The organism is Jutongia huaianensis (genome assembly GCF_014384985.1).
Lineage (GTDB): Bacteria > Bacillota > Clostridia > Lachnospirales > Lachnospiraceae > Jutongia > Jutongia huaianensis.
This window is the reverse complement of sequence record NZ_JACRSX010000017.1, coordinates 30,622-51,891: the sequence shown is the minus strand read 5'-3', so window position 1 is coordinate 51,891 and position 21,270 is coordinate 30,622. Positions and strand designations below refer to the sequence as shown.

The window sequence follows — 21,270 nt, the reverse complement described above, 5'->3', positions numbered from 1 at the left end:
AAATGGGCATTAGTTAAAATATAGAAGGTGTATATATGGCTTTAAGTGACAAAGAAATTGGAATGAGAGTTCGTAATATCCGTAGGGAAAACGGACTTACTCAGGATAAATTTGCAAGAAAATTTCATATGACACAGCAAACATTAAGTCGTTATGAGAATGGAAAAATATCTATTCCGAATGGTACTTTGGAAAACATTGCAAAGGGAATGGATGTGCTGATAGGTTATTTTCTTGGAATAGATTCCATGACATTTACGGATGATGAACTACGCCTTCTGGAACTGTACCGCCGTGCAGACGATCGTGTCAAAGAATATATTTTTGAGATGGTCCGGATGTCGGCAACAAAGCTGAAAGGGAAGGATAGTTAAATTTTATTGTATGTAAGGCTTTGAGGCTGAACCGGAAGTGTCTGGGAAAGATTTACTCCTGCAGATGTAACGGGAGAACAATAATTTGTTTATGAATTTAACCGTTGGCGGTTGACAAGCAGCGAAAAGGATACTAATATAAAACTATAGTGAAAAACTGTGACGGAGACAGTACCTTGTTTGGAAACGCTTCAGTGAGTCCGGGATAGTGCGAACCGGATGCATAGAGAGTATTCTCTTGGATAGATGAGGGAAGATCACTCCTGAGTTGCAGACTGGAACGTTGTGTTATCAGTACAGCCTGACGGATCCCGCCGTTATAGGGGTATGTATCGAATCGTTATTGCGTACAATGTGGTGTACACAAGGGCAAAGAATTTCACTGCCCCATTTTCCGTACAGATTAAATAGGTGGTTATGAATGTTACGGCTTTCATCCTGTTTAGGATGAAGGTCTTTTTTATTGATAGGAAACAAATATCCGGTTTTCTATAAATAGCAGCCTTATTTATATAACGGTTCACAGATGGGCAGACTGTTGATACCGGTCTGCTTTGGATCAGATATTTTAGAAGGAGGAAAACGTATGTATCAGAAAGTTTCACCTGACATGAATTTTGTTGACAGAGAAAAAAACGTAGGAAAATTCTGGCGAAATCAGCAGATTTTTGAGAAGTCCATGAAGGCAAGAGAGGGAAAGCCGGTTTATACCTTTTATGATGGACCGCCTACCGCAAATGGTAAACCTCATATTGGTCATGTGCTCACCCGTGTTATTAAGGATATGATCCCCCGTTACAAAACCATGAAGGGATATATGGTACCTCGTAAAGCAGGATGGGATACCCACGGACTGCCGGTTGAGCTGGAGGTAGAGAAGCTTCTGGGTCTGGATGGAAAAGAGCAGATCGAAGAGTATGGTATGGAGCCTTTCATTAAGAAGTGTAAGGAGTCTGTCTGGAAATATAAGGGAATGTGGGAGGATTTCTCCGGCACCGTTGGTTTCTGGGCAGATATGGACAATCCATATGTCACCTATGATGACAATTTCATTGAGTCCGAGTGGTGGGCTTTAAAGGAAATCTGGAACAAGAAGCTTCTATATAAAGGGTTTAAGATCGTACCTTATTGTCCGAGATGTGGTACACCTCTTTCTTCTCAGGAGGTAGCACAGGGCTATAAGCTGGTCAAGGAGCGCTCTGCAATCGTCCGTTTTAAGGTGGTTGGCGAGGATGCGTATTTCCTGGCATGGACCACGACTCCTTGGACACTGCCATCAAATGTGGCACTTTGTGTAAACCCGGAGGATACTTATATTAAGGTCAAGGCAGCAGACGGATATACCTATTATCTGGCCGAGGCTCTGGCAGACAACGTACTTGGTGGTCTGGCACAGGAGGAAGGCGTTAAGGCATATGAGGTGCTGGAGACATATAAGGGAAGTGATCTGGAGCATAAGGAATACGAGCCGCTTTATGCCTGTGCAAAGGAATGTGCGGACAAGCAGCACAAGAAAGGTTTCTTTGTAACCTGTGATACTTATGTTACGATGTCAGATGGTACCGGTATCGTTCATATTGCTCCTGCATTTGGTGAGGATGATGCGAATGTGGGACGTAACTATGATCTGCCGTTTGTACAGTTTGTAAACGGCAAGGGTGAGATGAGCGAGGAGACTCCGTTTGCGGGACTTTTTGTAAAGAAGGCAGATCCGGAGGTGTTAAAGGATCTGGACGCATCCGGTAAGCTTTTTGCAGCTCCGAAGTTTGAGCATGATTATCCTCATTGCTGGCGTTGTGATACTCCGCTGATCTATTATGCCCGTGAGTCATGGTTCATCAAGATGACAGAGGTTCGTGATGATCTGGTCCGCAACAACAATACGGTCAACTGGATCCCTGAGTCGATTGGTTCCGGACGTTTCGGAAACTGGCTGGAGAATATTCAGGACTGGGGTATTTCCAGAAACCGTTACTGGGGTACTCCGTTAAATATCTGGGAGTGTGAGGGCTGCGGCAGACAGGAGTCTATCGGAAGCCGTGCAGAGTTGGCGGAGAGAAGTGGCAATCCGGAGGATGCCAAGGTAGAGCTTCATCGTCCGTATATTGACGCCGTAACATTTACATGTCCGGACTGCGGCAAGACCATGCGCCGTGTTCCGGAGGTTATTGACTGCTGGTTTGATTCCGGAGCAATGCCGTTTGCACAGCATCATTATCCATTTGAAAATAAGGATCTCTTTGAGCAGCAGTTCCCGGCACAGTTTATTTCTGAGGCTGTGGATCAGACAAGAGGATGGTTCTACTCCCTGATGGCAGAGTCTACCCTTCTGTTTAACCAGGCTCCTTATGAGAATGTTATCGTTCTGGGTCACGTTCAGGACGAGAATGGACAGAAGATGAGTAAGTCCAAGGGGAATGCGGTAGATCCGTTTGATGCGCTGGATAAGTATGGTGCTGATGCGATTCGTTGGTACTTCTATATTAACAGTGCCCCATGGCTGCCGAACCGTTTCCACGGAAAGGCTGTACAGGAGGGACAGCGTAAGTTTATGGGTACTCTTTGGAATACCTACGCATTCTTTGTACTTTATGCAAATATTGATGAGTTTGACGCAACGAAATATACATTAGATTATGACAAGCTTTCTGTTATGGATAAATGGCTTCTGTCCCGTCTGAACAGTACCGTTAAGGCTGTGGATGAAAATCTGGCTGCATATCGTATCCCGGAGACAGCAAGAGCACTGCAGGAGTTTGTGGATGAGATGAGTAACTGGTATGTACGTCGCTGCCGTGAGCGTTTCTGGGCAAAGGGAATGGAGCAGGATAAGATCAATGCTTATATGACTCTTTATACCGCACTTGTTACGATCTCCAAAGCGGCTGCACCAATGATCCCATTTATGACTGAGGATATTTACCGCAATCTGGTATGCTCTATTGATCCAAGTGCACCGGAGAGCGTACATCTGTGTGACTTCCCGAAGGTGGATGAGGCACATATTGACTCTCAGCTTGAGGCTGATATGGAGGTTGTACTGGAGGCGGTCGTGATCGGACGTGCCTGCAGAAATACCGCCAATATCAAGAACAGACAGCCGATCGGCAAGATGTATATTAAAGCCGGCAAGGAGCTCAGTGACTTCTATGTAGATATTATCCGTGACGAGCTGAATGTGAAGGAAGCAGAGCTGACTGATGATGTGAGCAAGCTGACAACCTATAGCTTTAAGCCACAGCTTAAGACGCTGGGACGTCGTTTTGGCAAGAAGATCAATGATGTGAGACAGATTCTTGCAGAGCTTGACGGTCAGGCAGCTATGGCAGAGTTGAATGAAAAGGGAACTCTGACGATTCAGGTCGATGGTCAGGATGAGGCTTTGGAGAAGGATGATCTTCTGATTGAAGCAGCGCAGATGGAGGGCTATGTTTCTGACAGTGACCACGGCATTACGGTGGTTCTTGATACGAACCTGACACCGGAGCTTCTGGAGGAAGGTTTTGTACGCGAGATCATCAGTAAGGTTCAGACTATGCGTAAGGATGCAGGCTTTGAGGTGATGGATCATATCAGAGTCAGCATGCAGGACAATGATAAGGTTCAGAAGGTGATTCAGGACAATGAGGCACAGATCAAGTCTGAGGTTCTGGCCGACGAGGTTTCTTATGATGGAGCAAAGGGTTTTGTCAAGGAATGGAGTATCAACGGCGAGAAGGTTACGCTTGGTGTCGAGAAGCTGTAAGAGTTCATGGAGCAGTTTTAAAGATAAAAAGCCGGTGGGCTGTCACAAATGTGGCAGCCCACCGGCTTTGTTGTGTGTCAGAATAAAGTGATCCGTCAAAAATTATGACAGCTTCTCAATGGCAGCAACAGCGTCATCAAACCAATTTCCCTGCAGCTCCTCGACATTACCGGCATCGCTGGCAGCAGCGATCTCGGCAGTCATTGGGATGCGACCAAGAACCGGCAGATTATACTGCTTTGCAACCTCATCAACATGGCTTTCTCCGAAGATATGGATCTGTTTGCCGCAGTCCGGACATTCCACATAGCTCATATTTTCAATGATACCGAGAATTGGGATGTTCATCATCTGTGCCATACGAACTGCTTTGCCGACGATCATAGAAACAAGCTCCTGAGGAGAAGTCACAATAACGATTCCGTCTACCGGAAGAGACTGAAATACGGTCAGAGGCACGTCACCGGTTCCCGGAGGCATATCCACGATCATATAGTCAACATCCTTCCATAATACATCTGTCCAGAACTGCTTTACAGTACCAGCAATGACAGGTCCTCTCCAGATGACCGGGTCGTTGGAGTCCTCCAGCAGGAGATTGACAGACATGGTCTGGATGCCGGTCTTGCTTTCTACCGGGTAAATAACCGTGTCCGTGCCGATGGCATGCTCTGTGATCCCGAAAGCCTTTGGAATAGAAGGTCCTGTCACATCGGCATCCATAATGGCAGTATGGTGTCCCTTTCTCTGGAGGTTGACAGCCAGCATAGAGGAGATCATGGACTTGCCAACGCCTCCTTTTCCACTGACAACGCCGATCACCTTGTCGATACGGCTCTCTTTATTTGGTTGTTCAATCATATTCTGAGGGGAACGGCTGCTGCAGTCAGCAGAACAGCTTCCACAATCATGGGAACAGTTTTCGCTCATAATAATCCTTCCTTTCTTTATACACGTAAAATTCAGTATAACAATTAATTGACAAATTGTCCACACCTGTTCTAAGGGATGGAGTATGTACATATATTATGTATTATGACACGGGGATCAAAAGCAGATTGTAGTGCAGCGGTCTCTGGCATCAGCTGCAAAGTCATATAGAAAATAAAGAGGATGATGTTTTTCGGTATTGCCGGGTTGATCATTCCGGAATGGAGGAAATATGAGCGGGTATCAGAGGATGGTTTCCTATCTTTATCGATATGAGAAGGGAATCAAGGGGAAAAATGTCGGTTATGCGAGGATTGAATTAAGAAATGGTAAATGTCGCGTTACTGTGAGATTTCAGGATACAATCTCAGCATCCCCGGGAATGTCATTTTTTATACAGAAGGAAGAGGGACTTATTCCGGTGCCGGCGGGAAAGCTTGCACGAAATGGCAATACCTTTGCCGGAAGGATCGAGACTTCCCAGGTGCATGTGGCGGGAACAGATTATTCCTTTGAACAGATAGACGGAATTTATATTACGGGATCGCAGAATGTATTTTATGCAACGACATGGAAGGATATCGTCATCTCGGAGCATGGCACAGATACAGACACAGAAATCTCCGAAGGATCAGAGCATATGGAAGTGGAGCCGGCTGCACCGGAGGGAGGAAAAATTGGCAGGAAAAAGGAGTATGTCATACCGGAGCAGACAGAATTTGGGCCGGAGCAGACAAGGCTTGGACCGGAGCGGACAGAACTTGAGCAAGGGCAGACTGTGCCTGAATCGGAAGTGCCCCAGATGGAGGCTTCCTCGGTGTCGGCGGAAGGCTGCGAAGACAGGGATGCTATGCCGGAGGGGAGGCAGCAGAACCCCAAAACACGCTCGCAGGAATTTTGTGAAAAAATGCTGCGGGTATTTCCGAAAATGTATCCTTTTGAGACGGCAGGCATGGGAGAATGTGTGCGGATCGACCTGAAGGATATCGGGAATCTTCCGGTAGCGTACTGGTCGCTGGCGGGCAATCCGTTTCTGCTTCGGGGATATTATTGTTACCGCCATCTGATCTTTACCCGGATGGATGGTGACAGTTATGGAATCGGTGTACCCGGTATATATAGCGAGGATAACGGAAGATGGGCAGAGGAATGCCGGATGACACATTTCCAGCCTCTTTCTCCTGTAAAGGATCGTCAGGGGGCCTTTGGCTACTGGCTTTACCGAATTTCTTAGTGATGCTTCCGAAAACGGGAGCTTCCGGAGAAAGTATTTCGAAAATGCAGGTTTTCCAACAGGGCCAATCTGTGCTAAAATAAAGTTACATAAAATAAAAATGGAGCAGGGATTGCAATGGCAGAAGAGATCGCGGTTAAGGAAAAATATATGAAAGAGGCGCTGCGTCAGGCTAAAAAAGCGGCAGAGGCAGGGGATGTGCCGATAGGTTGTGTGATCGTGTATAAGGACAAGATCATTGCCAGAGGCTACAATAAAAGAAACCAGCAGAAAACAGCACTGGGTCATGCAGAGATTGCAGCGATACGAAAGGCGAGTAAAAAGCTGGGAGACTGGCGTCTGGAGGAATGTACCATGTATGTCACGCTGGAGCCATGCCCTATGTGTGCAGGAGCTATTGTACAGGCGAGGATTCCGGAGGTTGTGATTGGAGCGATGAATCCTAAGGCGGGATGTGCGGGAAGCATCATAAACCTGCTGCAGATGGATCGTCTGAATCACCGGGTTCGTATGGAAACCGGCATTATGGAAGAGGATTGCCAGAAGCTTTTAAAGGACTTTTTCAAAGATCTGCGTCAAAAAAAGAAAGCAGAGAAAAAGTCATCCAATGAAAGCTGATGTGTTCTGACCGGAAATGCCGGGACTCTATGCAAGATATGTATAAATGTAATGATTTTCCCACTGACCGTTGATCTGGGCAAAGTCATGAAGCAATCCCTCACGGTGGAAGGTCAGCTGCTCCAGAAGAGCGATGGAAGGGAGATTATCCGGCATAACATATGCTTCAATACGGTGAAAACGATATTCACGGCATACCAGAGGAATCAGAAAGGAGAGGGCCTCCATCATATAGCCTTTGCGGAGATGGTCTTTGTCTGTTTTATATCCGATCATACAACTGGAAAAAGCACCCCGGAGAAAATTACTGAAACAGACAGTGCCCACGGGAATCTCCGGCTGCTGTTTGTCGTAAAGCCACATGCGCAGATAGCGGGATTTCACGAAGGAATTATATTCAAAAGTGAGGTTTGAACGCTGGAATTCCAATGTATAAAAACCGGGTCTTTTGGAGGGTTCGTATGGCTCCAGAAAATCACGGTTATTTTCATAGAATGTCAGGATGCTGGCGGCCTTGTCAGGATGACTGACGCTGAGAAGAAGGCGTTTTGTCTCATATTCCGATCGCATGGTATCATACCTCCTTTTGTTTTTGTCTGCTGATTAGTTTAGCATGGGCAGGGAAAAATAACAAGGAAATATATCTTGACAATATCCTGTGGGAGAGGATATAATGAGCCTTACCTAGTATATATATTGTGTGAAATATGAAGTATGTCATAAAGCTTCCGTGCTAGCCGGGGAGATAGCGGTGCCCTGTACCTGCAATCCGCTACAGCAGGGGTGATGTTCTGCTTCGGATGCATTGATTGTGGAGCTGCCCGGTATAAGTGGTGTTGACGTTTTGGTCTCGCGCAATGGGAACTCATGAACCGTGTCAGGAGGGGAACCTAGCAGCACTAAGTGAGCCCTCCCGTGTGCCGTGAGGTTGCCGGAGCCGAGCTAACTGTACCGGTAACGTCCGCAGAGATGTGTACAACGCAGAATGCACGGTTTTTAAAATAAATGTATAAATATTTTTAGTTAGTTGGAAAAGTGGACGAAATGCCACTTTTTTCTTTATTTCTGGCGTAGATTTTGGTAAAATAAATGTATATTCTGAATGTTCGGGTACAAAGGGGGAGAAGCAGTGAAAGCAGAGTTGAAAAAGGGCAGTATTAATCAGATCCTTAAGGGGACAGATATATACGAAGCGGGAGAGTTTCTTGATTCTATTGCAATGGTAGTTAAGGGCAGGATACGGGTACACGGTTATGGCATCAATCTGGTAGTTGGATCGGGATGCTTTCTTGGGGTACGCGATCTCAACAGAGGAGCCCATAGTGTAACATATACGGCACAGACCAACGCAGTGATCTATGTATTTCCATCTTCCGGTGCAATGAGTGATATCCGTAAGATCATGCAGATCAACAAGGACTATGTGGCTTTGATGGTATCAGGGCTTCATCGCTCTCTGGCAGAGCAGGAAGCTGCATATGAAGAGCTGCAGGAGGCTGCACAGGGAGCATATGAACTGGTTGACAGAGTGTACCGGAAGTGTCAGGAAATATCAAAGGAGACCGGTGCATATTTTCAGGAGCTTCCGGCACTGGAAAAGCTGCATCCTTTTGATGAACCGCAGATGCTTTCATTGGACAAGGTTCATTATTACCAGGCGTGTGCCAAGGTTCCTATGGATGTACAAAAAGCATTTTACGGCAGCTCTGCAGAAATTTGTCTTTATCATGTACGGGAGCAGGTAGATCTGCTGCATCAGCTTCATGACTATAGCAAGTCCCTGGCGGAGTATCTGGAGCTGATGATGCGTCATCTGATCCTGGATGGCAGGAATCTTTACGCCTCTGTTGCCGGATTTGCGTTGATCCTGCAGAGAGCAGACCAGGATGCCGGGGAGGTTATGTCAGAACTGGATGAGGTGATTGACCGGATCAATGTGCTGGAAGGCGTTTTGATGAAGCGGGCAGATGTAGAGAGTGCCATTGACAGGGCGGCAATGGAAGAAACGTATTTTAATTTGCTGAATCCCGGCCGCAGCACAGGAAATGCACTGGATGTGGCAGGGGATACCCTTGCGCTGGTGGAGACATCGGATATTGATGCGGCAGAGCTTGTGGATACTCTGGGAACCATTCTTGCTTTTGGTGAGATTGAGGCGGGGGAAGCAGAGCACTTTGAAACCCTTGTAGGACAGTTTGAAGCGCTGAAGGACAAGGAAAGCTCATCGGATGAGGTGAGAAATCTGCGCCGTTCATTAATGAAAGCATATTATCCGATCTACGAGAAGGTTTTTTTGAAGGATTTTTATTCCAAGGAAGATACTCCTGTTGAGGTGGATCTGTTCCTGCGGTACGGCTTTTTGAGTGAACGCCTGCTGAGAGAGGATCTCATCGAGGATCTGCTGTCTCTGGAAAATGGCGGAATCCATCAGAACGGCTGCCAGGTATATGATATGAAGGAGTGGCTGCAGGCCATTATGAATGGTGACAGAATGCCGTCAAAAAATGAATTTGATCTGGATTACGAGGAAAACCTCCGGGACAAGGTTAAAAATAAAGAGATTACATCGCAGCAACGGGACGGGTTGTTGAAGGATTCGGAGCAGAAGCTGCATTTTGAAGTGACAAATATGTTCCGTATTACACACCGTCTGGTCAGTGGGCAGATCGTATCTTTTGTACCGTTTTTGTACACCGAGGGATGTACGGCGCTGGAAAAGAATTTTCTGTCCAAGGAGAAGATCTGTGCGGCATTCAACAGACTGCGCCGTATTGACTTTTCGGCATTTTACCGGGAAGTGCTGTTTCGGAAAGAAGTGCCGGGCATCAAAAAGGAGTTTATCCAGCAGGAGGTATGTCCTGATGTGATCCTTTTGCCGACGGTTGGTTCCAAGGACATTATGTGGCAGGAACTCAGTGGCAGAAAACGAAATACACCGGGACGTCTTTTACTGCCTGTCTTTTTAGAGGGAGATCTGGACAAATCAGTGGTACATCTGACCGGAGCATTCCGCTGGGAGCTTTGCCGTACCATGCAGGGTGTTTATTGGAACAATATCCAGTACAAATCCCTGACCAGTGAATATTCTGATTTTCTGCAGTTTTATCGTAAGAATCGTGAATTGTCCGATGACCGCAAGGAAAAATTAAAGCTTCAGATTCAGAAGCATCGAAATAACAGCAGAGAGATTTTTGCGGCAGATTACAGCAATTGGATTTTGCATGAATCCCAGGGAGGCATGCTTCTCAGTAAGCCGGTGAGAGAGATTCTGGCGACATACTGTCCGTTTGCATTGGAACTCCGCCAGAATCTGGAGGCGCAGCCGGTATTCCAGAATGCGATGGCCCGCTATGAACGGGAAAAGGGCAAAAAGCTCCGGGAATATGATCTGAAATTCCGTGTATGGGAAAAGGATCGTGTAGATGTGCCGGCAGAGATCATCCAGACGAAAGAATTCTACGAGAAATAAATCTGTACCACCGGTCAGATCCATCCTCCGTCCAGAGTGATGATCTGGCCGGTCATATATTCCGGGGCTTCTGCAACCTGACGGACCAGTGCGGCAGCCTCTTCCGGGGTACCGGCGCGGCCGGCCGGGATTTCCTCAGTCAGGGCAGACAGTTCATCCGGATCGAGAAAGGCGTTCATCGAAGTATCGATCATACCGCATGCAACTGCATTGACCGGAATACCGCTGGGAGCCAGTTCCTTGGCCAGAGCCTTTGTCAGAGCATTGACCCCGCCCTTGGAAGCAGAGTAGGCCGCCTCTGTAGAAGCACCCACATTGCCCCATACGGAGGAGATATTGATGATCCTGCCATGCTTTTCCTGCAGAAAATAAGGAATGATAATACGGCTTGTGTAAAAGACAGAGGAAAGATTGGTGTGCAGAAGGTCATCCCATTGCTGTGGAGTCATATCCTGAAGCAGACCGATATGGGAGATTCCCGCGTTGTTAACAAAGATTTCCGGAATGCCGAAGGTCTGTACGGATTTTGTCACAAAAGCTTCAGCATCCTCCGGGTTTCCCATATCGCCGTAAAATGCGAAATACTGGCCGCCGGCCGCCGTGATCTGTGCTTTTGTATGCTCCATATCCGGGCTCTTATGGCGGCAGCAGATAGAGATATTCCAGCCCATAGAGGCGTATAACAGAGCAATCGCCTGACCGATACCGCGGGATGCTCCGGTGATGATAATGTGATGTGTATTCATAAAATGTAGTTCCTTCCTTAGTTATTCCATTTGCTTTTGACACAATATATAGTATACAGAAAGGGAGTTTTCATGCAAGTCTTTACACGGTTTGGGAAGTTTGCTATAATCTGTTATAATGTTGTAAATTTCGGAAACAATTCCAAGGGGATAATGAAAGAGAATAAAAGAAAGGTACTGATATGAAGAAAAATGCAGTGATGTTTTTTTTAAAGAGCTTATTGAAATCAATTTTGGTTATTGTGTCTATTCTGGCGGTAGGTGCGATCAGCTACAAGGTTTCCTATGAATATTTATCAAAGCAGCTGGAAGCTGGAAAGCTGGATGTACAGGAGAAGGAGCTGGAGACGATTCTGGATCAGGCAAAGACGGACGAGATTTCCAAGAACCTGATCTATATTGTGGATGACAAGCAGAGGATCACACATATGCTGCTGGAGATCTGTAATACCAAGACATACAATATGGACTACGTTACCATTCCGGTAGAGACGGATTATACGATACCGGCCAGAATGTACCAGAAGCTTTGTGTAGTGGATGAGGAGATTCCGCAGATCGTACGCCTTTCCAAGCTGCGCAAATATTTTGCGGATCTGGAGGATACACAGGCATATGGTTATGCAGAGCTGATCATGGAAAAACTGTTAAAGACGGATATCAGTTATTTTACGGTGATCCCTCAGGATATATATGATCTCCATTATCAGGAGCAGAAGATGACGACGCAGTATACCAAGGTGATGAGTGGAACATCACAGCAGCCAGCGACATCGCCGGAAGCAAGTGCAACGCCTCAGAATTACAGTGCTTCCGTAACGATGAAAGTATCTATGCTCAGCGAATCCTATATCAATCAGTTAAATGATCTGGGAGATGACGAGGCAAAGATCATGGCATATATCAAGGAGCAGTATAAGCAGGATGGTGTACAGTCCAACCTGACGGTATATAACAAGATCGGATATATCGAAGCATATATGAAAATGAATACTTCTCTTTATCATTATTGGGGATTGCCGGGAGAGTATAATGGCAAGCTGTTCCAGGTTGATACAGATTCTGCCGCGAAGTTTATCAAGAAGCTGGAAAATGTCGCAGAGACATATACAGAGCCCCAGAGTGAGGAAAAGGCGGTACCTGCCAAAAAGCAGATCAGTTCCACAGGGAAGAAGATAATGATTCTCAATGGAAGCAAAATTTCCGGTCTTGCGGCTTCTAAGCAGACGGAACTGGTGAATGCCGGGTTTACGGTTCCGAAGGTAGGAGATTATACTCAGGAGGTATTGACCAGAACCAGGATCATTGTTTCCAAAAGGAGAATGGGAGCAGATCTTACAGCGTATTTTAAGAATCCGGAACTTGTAGTGGGAGAGACACCGAATGGCTATGACATTGAAATAATTCTTGGCACAGTAGATGCCAATTAGAATGGGATTTAATTATGCAGGCTTCAGTAAAGATCATGGATATTGATGTGGATATGATGAGTAATGACGTCTTTATCCGAAAAATGAATGAATACTTGACCGATGACCACCTGGATGTCATTATGTTTGCTTCCACCAAAATGCTGAATAAAGCAATGGAAGATGAGGAATACCGTGCCTTCCTTGAAAAGGCGGATCTGTTTCTGCCGGGAGAAAAGGCATTGCTGGCAACGCATCATGCAGATGTCCTGGAAGCGGGTAATATGGTTGTAAGCTACCGCAGTCTGGGGATGATGCTGGAAAATCTCATCAAAGAGGACAGAACACTGTATATCATAGCAGACAATCAGAACGCCGTAGAAAAGCTGCAGCATTACTGCAAAAAAATGCAGCCGGAGCTGCGGGTGGTAGGCTCCTATTCCTGTGAAATGGATATGGAGGATGCAGCAATCGTTAATGAGATCAACAGCCACACGCCGGATATGATCCTGTTGAATCTGCCGGTAGGGGTGCAGGAGAGCTGGATCATGGAACATTCTTCTCTGCTGAATGCCAAGCTTTGTATTGCCATAGGCGGAGTCGCAGAGCTGATCCTGGCGATGCAGAGGGAGACCCCGGAATGGGTCAAAAAGCTGCATCTGGAGGGCCTTTATCATCGGATTTTCCGGGAACAGGCGGTAAAAAAAGATGTCCGGACCCGTATATTTCGCAAAAAAGTAGTCAAATATAATAATCAGAACGAAATCAATGAAATACATGATTATACAAAGGATGATGGCAGATAGCCATCATCCTTTTCTGGTGAAAAGAGGATGGCGATGAAACGAGAGCGTTTGGCGGGAGGAAAAGGAAGAAATCTGATGATGATCGCAGCGGGGACGATATGTATGGCTTTGGCGGTAAATCTGGTATATGAGCCATTAGGAATGGTAACAGGAGGCATATCCGGACTTTCGATCATCGTAAGACGCCTCACAGGACATTGGCTTGGGAGAGGTGTGCCGGTCTGGCTTTCTAACTTGTTATTTAACATTCCGGTCTTTTTGACGGCATTGAAAATAAAAGGAAAGGCATATATGAGGATGACCCTGTTTGCAAATCTGTGTTTTACGGCGGCTCTCTTTTTGATTCCCGTACCGGCCACTCCGCAGAAGGACTTTGTATTGGCAGCAGTGGTGGGAGGTGTTCTGACCGGTGCAGGTCTTGGTCTCGTATTTTCCAGAGGCTGTTCCACGGGAGGAACGGATCTGCTGGGAGCTGTGATCCATCACGTTTTTCCGTATTACCCGGTGGGACAGATCCTGTTTCTGCTGGACTGTCTGATCATTGCAGCAGGAGCGTGGGTATTTGGCATCCGGCCGGCAGTGTATGCGGCGGTGGCGGTCTATCTGACCACACGGCTCATGGATACCATTGTGGCAGGAGGTAATTTTGCCAAGCTCGCCTATATCATATCGGATCATTACGAGGAGATTGGATGCAGTGTTATGTCGCAGCTTGGAAGAGGTGTCACAGTGCTGGAGGGAACAGGTATGTATACCGGCAAACAGAGAAGGACTCTGATGTGTGTGGTGGACCGGAAACAGATCAGCAGGGTTAGTCAGATTGCGCGGAATATCGACAAAAAAGCATTCGTCATAATTTCAGATATCCGGGAGGTTCAGGGAGAGGGATTTGTGGAAAAGGTACAGACGTAAACGGCCACAAAGGACTATTTTTTGACGAAATGAACGAAAAAAAATAAAAATATACGGTTTGCACAAAACATTAAAATGTTCTTTGGCTATTTGTGCTATGGTAAACAATGCTTGGATGGTGTAATATAATTCTTGGGTAAAGCGTTAGGGATAAACGCGAAAACTTGAAAGGCATATTATTTAAAACATTATAGGAGGAACACACAATGGCAAGTTTATCATTAAAGAACGTTGGTAAGACATATCCTAACGGATTCGTCGCAGTTAAAAATTTTAATCTTGATATCGCAGATAAGGAATTCATCATTTTCGTAGGACCTTCAGGTTGTGGAAAATCTACAACACTTCGTATGATCGCTGGTTTGGAGGAGATTACATCCGGAGAGCTCTGGATCGGTAATACAATGGTAAATGACGTAGAGCCTAAGGACAGAGATATCGCAATGGTATTCCAGAGTTACGCTCTGTATCCACATATGTCAGTATATGACAATATGGCATTTGGTCTTAAGTTAAGAAAGACTCCAAAGGAGAAAGTTGATAAGCTCGTTCACGAGGCAGCTAAGATCCTCGACATCGAGCATCTGTTAGACCGTAAGCCAAAGGCTCTGTCCGGTGGTCAGAGACAGCGTGTGGCAATGGGTCGTGCAATCGTTCGTAATCCTAAGGTATTCCTGATGGATGAGCCACTTTCCAACCTGGACGCAAAGCTTCGTGTACAGATGCGTATCGAGATTTCTAAGCTTCATCAGAGACTTGAGTCTACTATCATCTATGTAACTCATGACCAGACAGAGGCTCTTACACTTGGTACCCGTATCGTAGTTATGAAGGATGGTGTTATGCAGCAGGTTGCTACACCAATCGATCTGTATACAAAGCCATGTAACCTGTTCGTAGCCGGTTTCATTGGTTCTCCACAGATGAACTTCATCGATTGTAAGGTTGTCAGAGATGAAGAGGGCATTAAGCTTGCATTTGGTTCCTATGCAGTGAAGCTTCCAGAGAGCAAGGCTGAGAAGCTCGTAGAGGGTGGATACATAGATAAGGAAGTTATTATGGGTATTCGTCCAGAGGATATTAAGGATGAGGAGATCTTCATCAATGCAGGCAGCAGCAACGTACTTGATGCTACCGTTCGTGTATACGAGATGCTCGGTGCCGAAGTATTCCTGTACTTCTCAGTTGAGGGACATGACATTACTGTTCGTGTTAACCCACGTACAACTGCTCGTCCTGGTGATACCATCAAGATCGCTCTTGATACCAGCAAGATCCATATCTTTGATAAGGATACAGAGACAACAATCACAAACTAATCTGAAATGCTCAGAAGGCAGTGGCAGTGAGGCTGTCACAGTGCCGGATTGGTTATATGATCTGAAAAATGGAGGGCTGTCCATAAGGACAGCCCTCTTTACATTTGTGCAAAATGATGATAAAATGTATGCGGTAGACTCTATGTATTAGAAGAAATAACAATAAATTCATAATAATGTAACAGATAAGATAAATAACGTGGAGGGGTTGTATGATTTCAAATCAGGTATTGCAGACAACGATCGACGGGTTAAAGAATATTACCCGTATTGACATCTGTGTGATGGACACAGAGGGAAAAGCGTTGGCAACGACGATTAACAATGTAGAAGAGTATGAAGAAGCGGTAATGGGATTTGTAGATTCGCCGGCAGACAGCCAGGTGCTGCAGGGATATCAGTTTTTTAAGGTATTTGACGAGCATCAGCTGGAGTATGTGATTCTAGCAAAGGGTGACAGCGACGACGTTTATATGGTTGGAAAGCTGGCAGCATTCCAGATTCAGAATCTGCTGGTGGCATATAAGGAGCGTTACGATAAGGACAACTTTATAAAGAACCTGTTGCTGGACAATCTGCTTCTGGTGGATATTTACAATCGTGCCAAAAAGCTTCATATTGATACAACGGCACGCCGTCTGGTATTCCTGATTGAGACAAAAAATGAGAAGGACACAGGAGCTCTTGAGATTGTAAAGGGATTATTTGCAAGCAAGACAAAAGACTTCATCACACAGGTGGATGAGAAAAACATCATCCTTGTGAAGGAAGTAAAGCCAAATGAAACCTATGATGATATGGATAAGACTGCAAAGGTCATTCTGGATATGCTGAATACGGAGGCTATGACGTCCGTTCATGTATCCTATGGCACGATGGTCAATGAGATTAAGGATGTATCCCGTTCGTACAAAGAGGCCAAAATGGCATTGGATGTGGGAAAGATTTTCTACAGCGATAGAAATGTGGTAGCATATAGCAGTCTGGGAATCGGCCGCCTGATCTATCAGCTCCCGATGCCTTTGTGCAAGATGTTTATCAAAGAGATTTTTGGTGACAAATCTCCGGATGAGTTCGATGAGGAGACGATCGCAACCATTAACAAGTTCTTTGAAAACAGTCTGAACGTGTCAGAAACATCCAGACAGCTTTATATTCACCGTAATACATTGGTATATCGTCTGGATAAACTTCAGAAAAGCACAAATCTGGATCTGCGGGTATTTGAAGATGCGATCACATTTAAGATCGCATTGATGGTGGTCAAATACATGAAGTATATGGAAACCTTTGAATATTAATTCAAATAAAGCGTGAAAGCCCCAGAGATGGGGCTTTTAAACGATATGCCCCATCAATCGGGGATGAGCGGAAATGAGGATAGAAATGACTGGAATAAAAACCTTTGGAAATAACAGCGAATCGATGGAAACCATGATCCGGATGCAGAATGTAAATTTGGTGTATCCCACAGGAACTGCAGCGTTGAAGGATTGTTCTCTGGAAATAGCAAAAGGGGAGTTCGTATTTATCGTGGGAAGCAGTGGCTCCGGTAAATCCACGCTGATCAAGACACTTTTGGGGGAACTGGCGATCAGCTCCGGCAGGATTGAGGTGGCAGGAAAGAATCTGGCCAATATAAGCCGGAGGGAGCTGCCTTATTTCCGTAGAAGACTGGGTGTGGTATTTCAGGAATTCCGTCTACTGGATGAGATGAATGTTTTTGAAAATGTGGCACTGGCGCAGAGAGTGGTGGGAGTATCCAGCCGGGAGAAACGGCGTAAGAATTCTCTGGCAATGCTGGAGATGGTAGGGCTTGCCAAAAAGCTTAAGGCATATCCCAATGAGCTTTCCGGTGGAGAGCAGCAGAGAGTAGCGATCGCCAGAGCCATGGTAAACCGTCCGGCGATTTTATTGGCGGATGAGCCGACGGGTAATCTGGATCCGGAAAATTCCTGGGAGATCATGAAGCTTTTGCAGGATGTTCATGAGCTGGGGACTACAGTGCTGGTGGTAAGTCACAATGAGGATATCGTCAATAAAATGCAGAAACGGGTGATTACGCTGCATAAGGGACAGATCACAAGCGATGCGAGACAGGGGGGATATTTGCAGTGAGTACATTATGGTATGGCCTGAAACAGGGCATTAAGAGTATTATCCAAAATAAAATATTTTCGCTGGCCGCCATCGGAACCATTACAGCGTGTCTGTTCCTGCTGGGAGTATTCTATTCATTATTTACCAACTTTCAACATATGGTGTATAACGCAGAAAGTACCGTGGGAATTATCGTGTTTTTTGATGAGGAAGCAACGGATGCGCAGATCAGCAGCATTGGAGAACAGATCAAAGCACGAAAGGAAGTAGAACGGGTCGATTTTGTTTCGGCGGAGGAGGCATGGAAGCGTTTCCAGTCGGAAATTCTGGAGGATCAGAAGGAGCTGATGAACGTATTTGGAAATGATAATCCGTTGGAGCATTCTGCCTCTTATGAGGTTTATCTGAAGGATGTAACAAAGCAGTCAGAGATGGTATCCTTTATCGAAGGACTGAGTGGAGTCAGAAAGGTAAACAGTGCACAGGATGCGGCGACAGGCTTTGGAAGCTTTAATATGCTCATCGGTTATGTGTCTGTTTCAATTATCATACTGCTGATCCTGGTATCGGTATTCCTGATCTACTCTGCGGTAGATATGGGAATCAATGTGCGGAAAGACGAAATTGCGATCATGAAACTGATCGGAGCAACAGATCTCTTTGTGCGTCTGCCTTTTATTGTGGAGGGAATCGCAATGGGGATCATCGGAGCGGCCGTTCCGTTGGTGATCCTGAGAATTATGTATGAAAATGTAGTATCCTTTATTGTGGCACATTTTTCTGCACTTTCCGGCTGGCTTGCGTTTGTAAGCACAGGTCAGGTATTTCAGGTGCTGGTTCCTTTATGTATGGGAATCGGTATTGGTATTGGGGTACTGGGAAGTACTATGTCTGTCCGGAAGCATCTTCAGGTGTAAATGAAGGATGCAGGGAAAGCAGACCGGGTGAAATGAATTGTGCAGAAGGAATGGAGTGAGACAGGATGAGACGCAGATGGAAGATTGCGGCCGGTGTATGGCTGGCGGGTGCTGTACTGACAGGAGCTTCTGGTTTTGTTAAGACGGAGCTGCCGGGACTGAAAAACATGGATAAAGTATATGCGGCACCTCAGCAGAGCGAGGGAACAGACCCGGATACAAGCAGCACTTCCGGGGATAACAGCTATCAGGGGCAGCTGGACGCGGCAGAAAAGAAAAAACAGGGACTGGAAGAAGAACAGAAGGTTCTGGAACAAAAGCTGGATAACATTCAGCAATTTGCAGATGATGTAAATAAATATGTGAGAACTCTGGATATGCAGATGATGAACCTGCTGGATAACATTGAAAGTAACAAAGAGGAAATGAAAGCGATCAAAGAAGAGATCCAGGAGGTCCATGAAGAGTACGAAAAGGCACAGAGTCTGCAGCAGGAACAGTATGACGGGATGAAAGCGCATATCAAATATATGTACGAAAATTCGGACAATAATTATCTCGTATATTTGATGAAATCCCGTAGTCTGGCAGATTTTCTCAGCAGAGAGGAATATGTTGAAAAGGTCACAGATTATGATAAGGTTCTGCTCAACAGATATCAGCAGGTGCTGGATGAAGTGACTCTGGCGCAGCAGAGAGCGGAGGAGAAGCAGAAGGAAGTAGTTGCAACGAAAAATTCTCTGAAATATGAGAAAGAAAAGGTGGAGCAGCTCTCCGAAGAAAAGACCCGTCAGATAAAGGTTTATCAGGGACTTATTAGTGATAATAAAAAGAATGTGGCAAGTTATGCGGCACAGATCGCGGCACAGGAACAGGAAATAGAAGACCTTTTGCAGCAGAATCGAGACAATATTTCTGCCCAGGAGCAGGATGGAAATACGGTTCAGATCGTGCCAACTACCGGAGAATATGCGTGGCCGCTGCCGGTATCCGGAAGGATTACTTCCACATTTGGATATCGAAAAGCACCGACGGCAGGAGCCAGCAGCTATCATAAAGGTGTTGATATTGCGGTTAACACGGGAACAAATGTGCTGGCATGCAAGGAAGGAAAGGTTGTAACTGCAGCGTATTCTTCTTCAGCCGGAAATTATGTGGCAATTTATCATGGAGGGGGCATTTATTCTTATTATATGCACTGTTCCCAGCTAAGGACTTCCGTGGGAAAGCATGTGGAAAAGGGGCAGGTGATTGCCAAGTCCGGATCCACCGGCATATCTACAGGTCCCCATCTGCATTTTGCTATGTACAAATCAGGAAATTATGTAAATCCGATGTATTATGTAAAACAACCGTAAGGGAACAAAAGGATACCTGCAGCACAGGGTAGCGCTGCAGGTATTTTAAGTCATAGAAGGGGAAAATAAAGTTATATAATGAGATAGAGAAATGGAAAGGTGTGGTTTTATGAAAGACAAAAAATTCTGGCAGGGATTTCTGGGAGGAGCATTGTCGGTGATCACATGTGTTCTGCTGGGATGTGTGATAATGACGGCGACAGGGAGGATCGATCTGACCATGGTGCTGCATGGGAGCTCTAACAGTATTCTCAACAGCAGTCTGCAGCGGAAAATGACAGAGATTCAGTCTTATGTAAATCAGTTTTTTCTGGATGACATTGACCAGGAAAAAATGCAGGATGCTGTCTGCAAGGGGATGGTAAACGGCCTGGGGGATACATATGCTGCTTATTACAATGAAGAGGAATATCAGGATATGAAGGAAAAAACTTCCGGAAATTATTGTGGTATTGGTGCGGTTGTAAGCCAGAGCGCAACAGACGGGGCGATCAGCATTGTACAGACCATAAAGGGAGGACCGGCAGAGAAGGCAGGGATGAAGTCCGGAGATATGATCGTTGAAGTGGATGGCATTTCGACGCAGGGAATGGATCTCACAGCATTGATCAGTAAGACAAAGGGAGATGCCGGGACGAAAGTGAAGGTTACGGTACTGCGTGACGGACATCAGAAAAAATATATGATCACACGAAAGGAAATTCATTCCCAGACAGTGGAATCCAGAATGCTGGATAACAAGATTGGCTATATCGCTGTCAGCTCCTTTGAAGAGGTGACAAAGCAGCAGTTCAGGGATGCTTTAAAGAAGTTGGAGAAGGAAGGTGAGAAGTCGTTGATCATTGATCTGCGGAATAATGGAGGAGGACTTCTGAGTACCGCTGTGGATATGCTTGACCGGCTTCTGCCGAAGGGAACTCTGGTTTATACCAAGGATAAGAACGGCGAGAAGGAGGTTTACAGTGCGACCGATGAGGAGAGCTTTGATAAACCGGTTGCGATTCTGGTGAATGAAAATTCGGCCAGTGCATCAGAGGTATTTTCCGGAGCGATGCAGGATTACAAAAAAGCAGTTCTTGTGGGAAACACGACATTTGGAAAAGGGATCGTGCAGACGGTATTTGATCTGCCGGATGGTACGGCATTGAAACTGACTACCTCAAAGTATTATACGCCAAAGGGAAGAAATATCCATGGAACAGGTCTGGAACCGGATATTTCCGTGGCCTTGGATGAAACGACTTATACCCAGAAAAAAAGCGGTTTGACCATTGATAATCAGATGGAAAGAGCGGTTGAATATTTGCTGAATAAATGATACTATTAAGCTGTA

General features: G+C 45.7%; 17 protein-coding genes and 1 other RNA gene. 15 read left to right on the top strand and 3 right to left on the bottom strand.

The annotated features are described in order from the left end of the window. Positions 1 to 35 precede the first annotated feature (35 nt). Positions 36 to 374 carry a helix-turn-helix domain-containing protein gene (locus H8704_RS11295; protein WP_249298331.1) on the top strand — a complete coding sequence of 113 codons (339 nt, stop codon included), beginning with the start codon at positions 36 to 38 and terminating at the stop codon, positions 372 to 374. A gap of 586 nt (positions 375 to 960) precedes the next feature. Beyond that, positions 961 to 4,119 carry an isoleucine--tRNA ligase gene (gene ileS / locus H8704_RS11290; RefSeq protein ID WP_249298330.1) on the top strand — a complete coding sequence of 1,053 codons (3,159 nt, stop codon included), beginning with the start codon at positions 961 to 963 and terminating at the stop codon, positions 4,117 to 4,119. A 102-nt stretch (positions 4,120 to 4,221) separates the two neighbouring features. Here ileS and H8704_RS11285 read toward each other — a convergent pair whose 3' ends face one another. Beyond that, entirely contained in the window at positions 4,222 to 5,049 is an 828-nt protein-coding gene (locus tag H8704_RS11285) for an Mrp/NBP35 family ATP-binding protein (RefSeq protein WP_022465068.1), read from the bottom strand. A 232-nt stretch (positions 5,050 to 5,281) separates the two neighbouring features. Between H8704_RS11285 and H8704_RS11280 the strand changes: the two genes are divergently transcribed. After that, positions 5,282 to 6,283 (top strand): hypothetical protein, encoded by a 1,002-nt coding sequence (locus tag H8704_RS11280; RefSeq protein ID WP_249298329.1) that lies wholly within the window; start codon positions 5,282 to 5,284, stop codon positions 6,281 to 6,283. A gap of 117 nt (positions 6,284 to 6,400) precedes the next feature. Continuing rightward, positions 6,401 to 6,901 (top strand): tRNA adenosine(34) deaminase TadA, encoded by a 501-nt coding sequence (gene tadA / locus H8704_RS11275; RefSeq protein ID WP_022465070.1) that lies wholly within the window; start codon positions 6,401 to 6,403, stop codon positions 6,899 to 6,901. A 27-nt stretch (positions 6,902 to 6,928) separates the two neighbouring features. Here the strand turns inward: tadA and H8704_RS11270 are convergent, their stop codons facing one another. Then, complete coding sequence (locus tag H8704_RS11270) at positions 6,929 to 7,471, bottom strand: GNAT family N-acetyltransferase (protein ID WP_022465071.1); 543 nt, start codon at positions 7,469 to 7,471, stop codon at positions 6,929 to 6,931. Positions 7,472 to 7,629: 158 nt separating this feature from the next. On the opposite strand from H8704_RS11270, the gene ffs reads away from it, so the two are divergent. Beyond that, an RNA gene (gene ffs / locus H8704_RS11265) (signal recognition particle sRNA large type) lies at positions 7,630 to 7,894 on the top strand. Positions 7,895 to 8,030: 136 nt separating this feature from the next. After that, a complete protein-coding gene (locus tag H8704_RS11260; protein ID WP_249298328.1) occupies positions 8,031 to 10,370 on the top strand; it encodes a cyclic nucleotide-binding domain-containing protein in 2,340 nt (779 codons plus the stop codon). A gap of 14 nt (positions 10,371 to 10,384) precedes the next feature. Here H8704_RS11260 and ymfI read toward each other — a convergent pair whose 3' ends face one another. Then, entirely contained in the window at positions 10,385 to 11,116 is a 732-nt protein-coding gene (gene ymfI / locus H8704_RS11255; RefSeq protein WP_249298327.1) for an elongation factor P 5-aminopentanone reductase, read from the bottom strand. 182 nt (positions 11,117 to 11,298) lie between these two features. Between ymfI and H8704_RS11250 the strand changes: the two genes are divergently transcribed. The 9 genes from H8704_RS11250 (at position 11,299) to H8704_RS11210 (ending at position 21,255) form a co-directional block, all read left to right on the top strand. Further along, positions 11,299 to 12,546: a LytR C-terminal domain-containing protein gene (locus H8704_RS11250; RefSeq protein ID WP_249298326.1), complete on the top strand. Its 1,248-nt coding sequence runs from the start codon at positions 11,299 to 11,301 to the stop codon at positions 12,544 to 12,546. Between the two features lie 14 nt (positions 12,547 to 12,560). Then, a complete protein-coding gene (locus H8704_RS11245) occupies positions 12,561 to 13,331 on the top strand; it encodes a WecB/TagA/CpsF family glycosyltransferase (protein WP_249298325.1) in 771 nt (256 codons plus the stop codon). A 33-nt stretch (positions 13,332 to 13,364) separates the two neighbouring features. Next, complete coding sequence (locus tag H8704_RS11240; RefSeq protein ID WP_249298324.1) at positions 13,365 to 14,243, top strand: YitT family protein; 879 nt, start codon at positions 13,365 to 13,367, stop codon at positions 14,241 to 14,243. A gap of 206 nt (positions 14,244 to 14,449) precedes the next feature. Then, on the top strand, positions 14,450 to 15,562 hold the full coding sequence (locus H8704_RS11235) for an ABC transporter ATP-binding protein (RefSeq protein WP_249298323.1): 1,113 nt from the start codon (positions 14,450 to 14,452) through the stop codon (positions 15,560 to 15,562). Between the two features lie 212 nt (positions 15,563 to 15,774). Next, the gene (locus H8704_RS11230) at positions 15,775 to 16,863 is read left to right on the top strand and encodes a PucR family transcriptional regulator (RefSeq protein WP_022465079.1); all 1,089 of its coding nucleotides are present in this window, start codon (positions 15,775 to 15,777) and stop codon (positions 16,861 to 16,863) included. A 133-nt stretch (positions 16,864 to 16,996) separates the two neighbouring features. Continuing rightward, positions 16,997 to 17,680 (top strand): cell division ATP-binding protein FtsE, encoded by a 684-nt coding sequence (ftsE, locus tag H8704_RS11225; RefSeq protein ID WP_249298343.1) that lies wholly within the window; start codon positions 16,997 to 16,999, stop codon positions 17,678 to 17,680. Continuing rightward, a complete protein-coding gene (ftsX, locus tag H8704_RS11220; RefSeq protein WP_249298322.1) occupies positions 17,677 to 18,579 on the top strand; it encodes a permease-like cell division protein FtsX in 903 nt (300 codons plus the stop codon). The genes ftsE and ftsX overlap by 4 nt, the downstream gene beginning before the upstream one ends. A gap of 65 nt (positions 18,580 to 18,644) precedes the next feature. Beyond that, entirely contained in the window at positions 18,645 to 19,937 is a 1,293-nt protein-coding gene (locus H8704_RS11215; protein WP_249298321.1) for a murein hydrolase activator EnvC family protein, read from the top strand. Positions 19,938 to 20,046: 109 nt separating this feature from the next. Beyond that, entirely contained in the window at positions 20,047 to 21,255 is a 1,209-nt protein-coding gene (locus tag H8704_RS11210; RefSeq protein ID WP_249298320.1) for a S41 family peptidase, read from the top strand. The last annotated feature ends 15 nt before the right edge of the window (positions 21,256 to 21,270 follow it).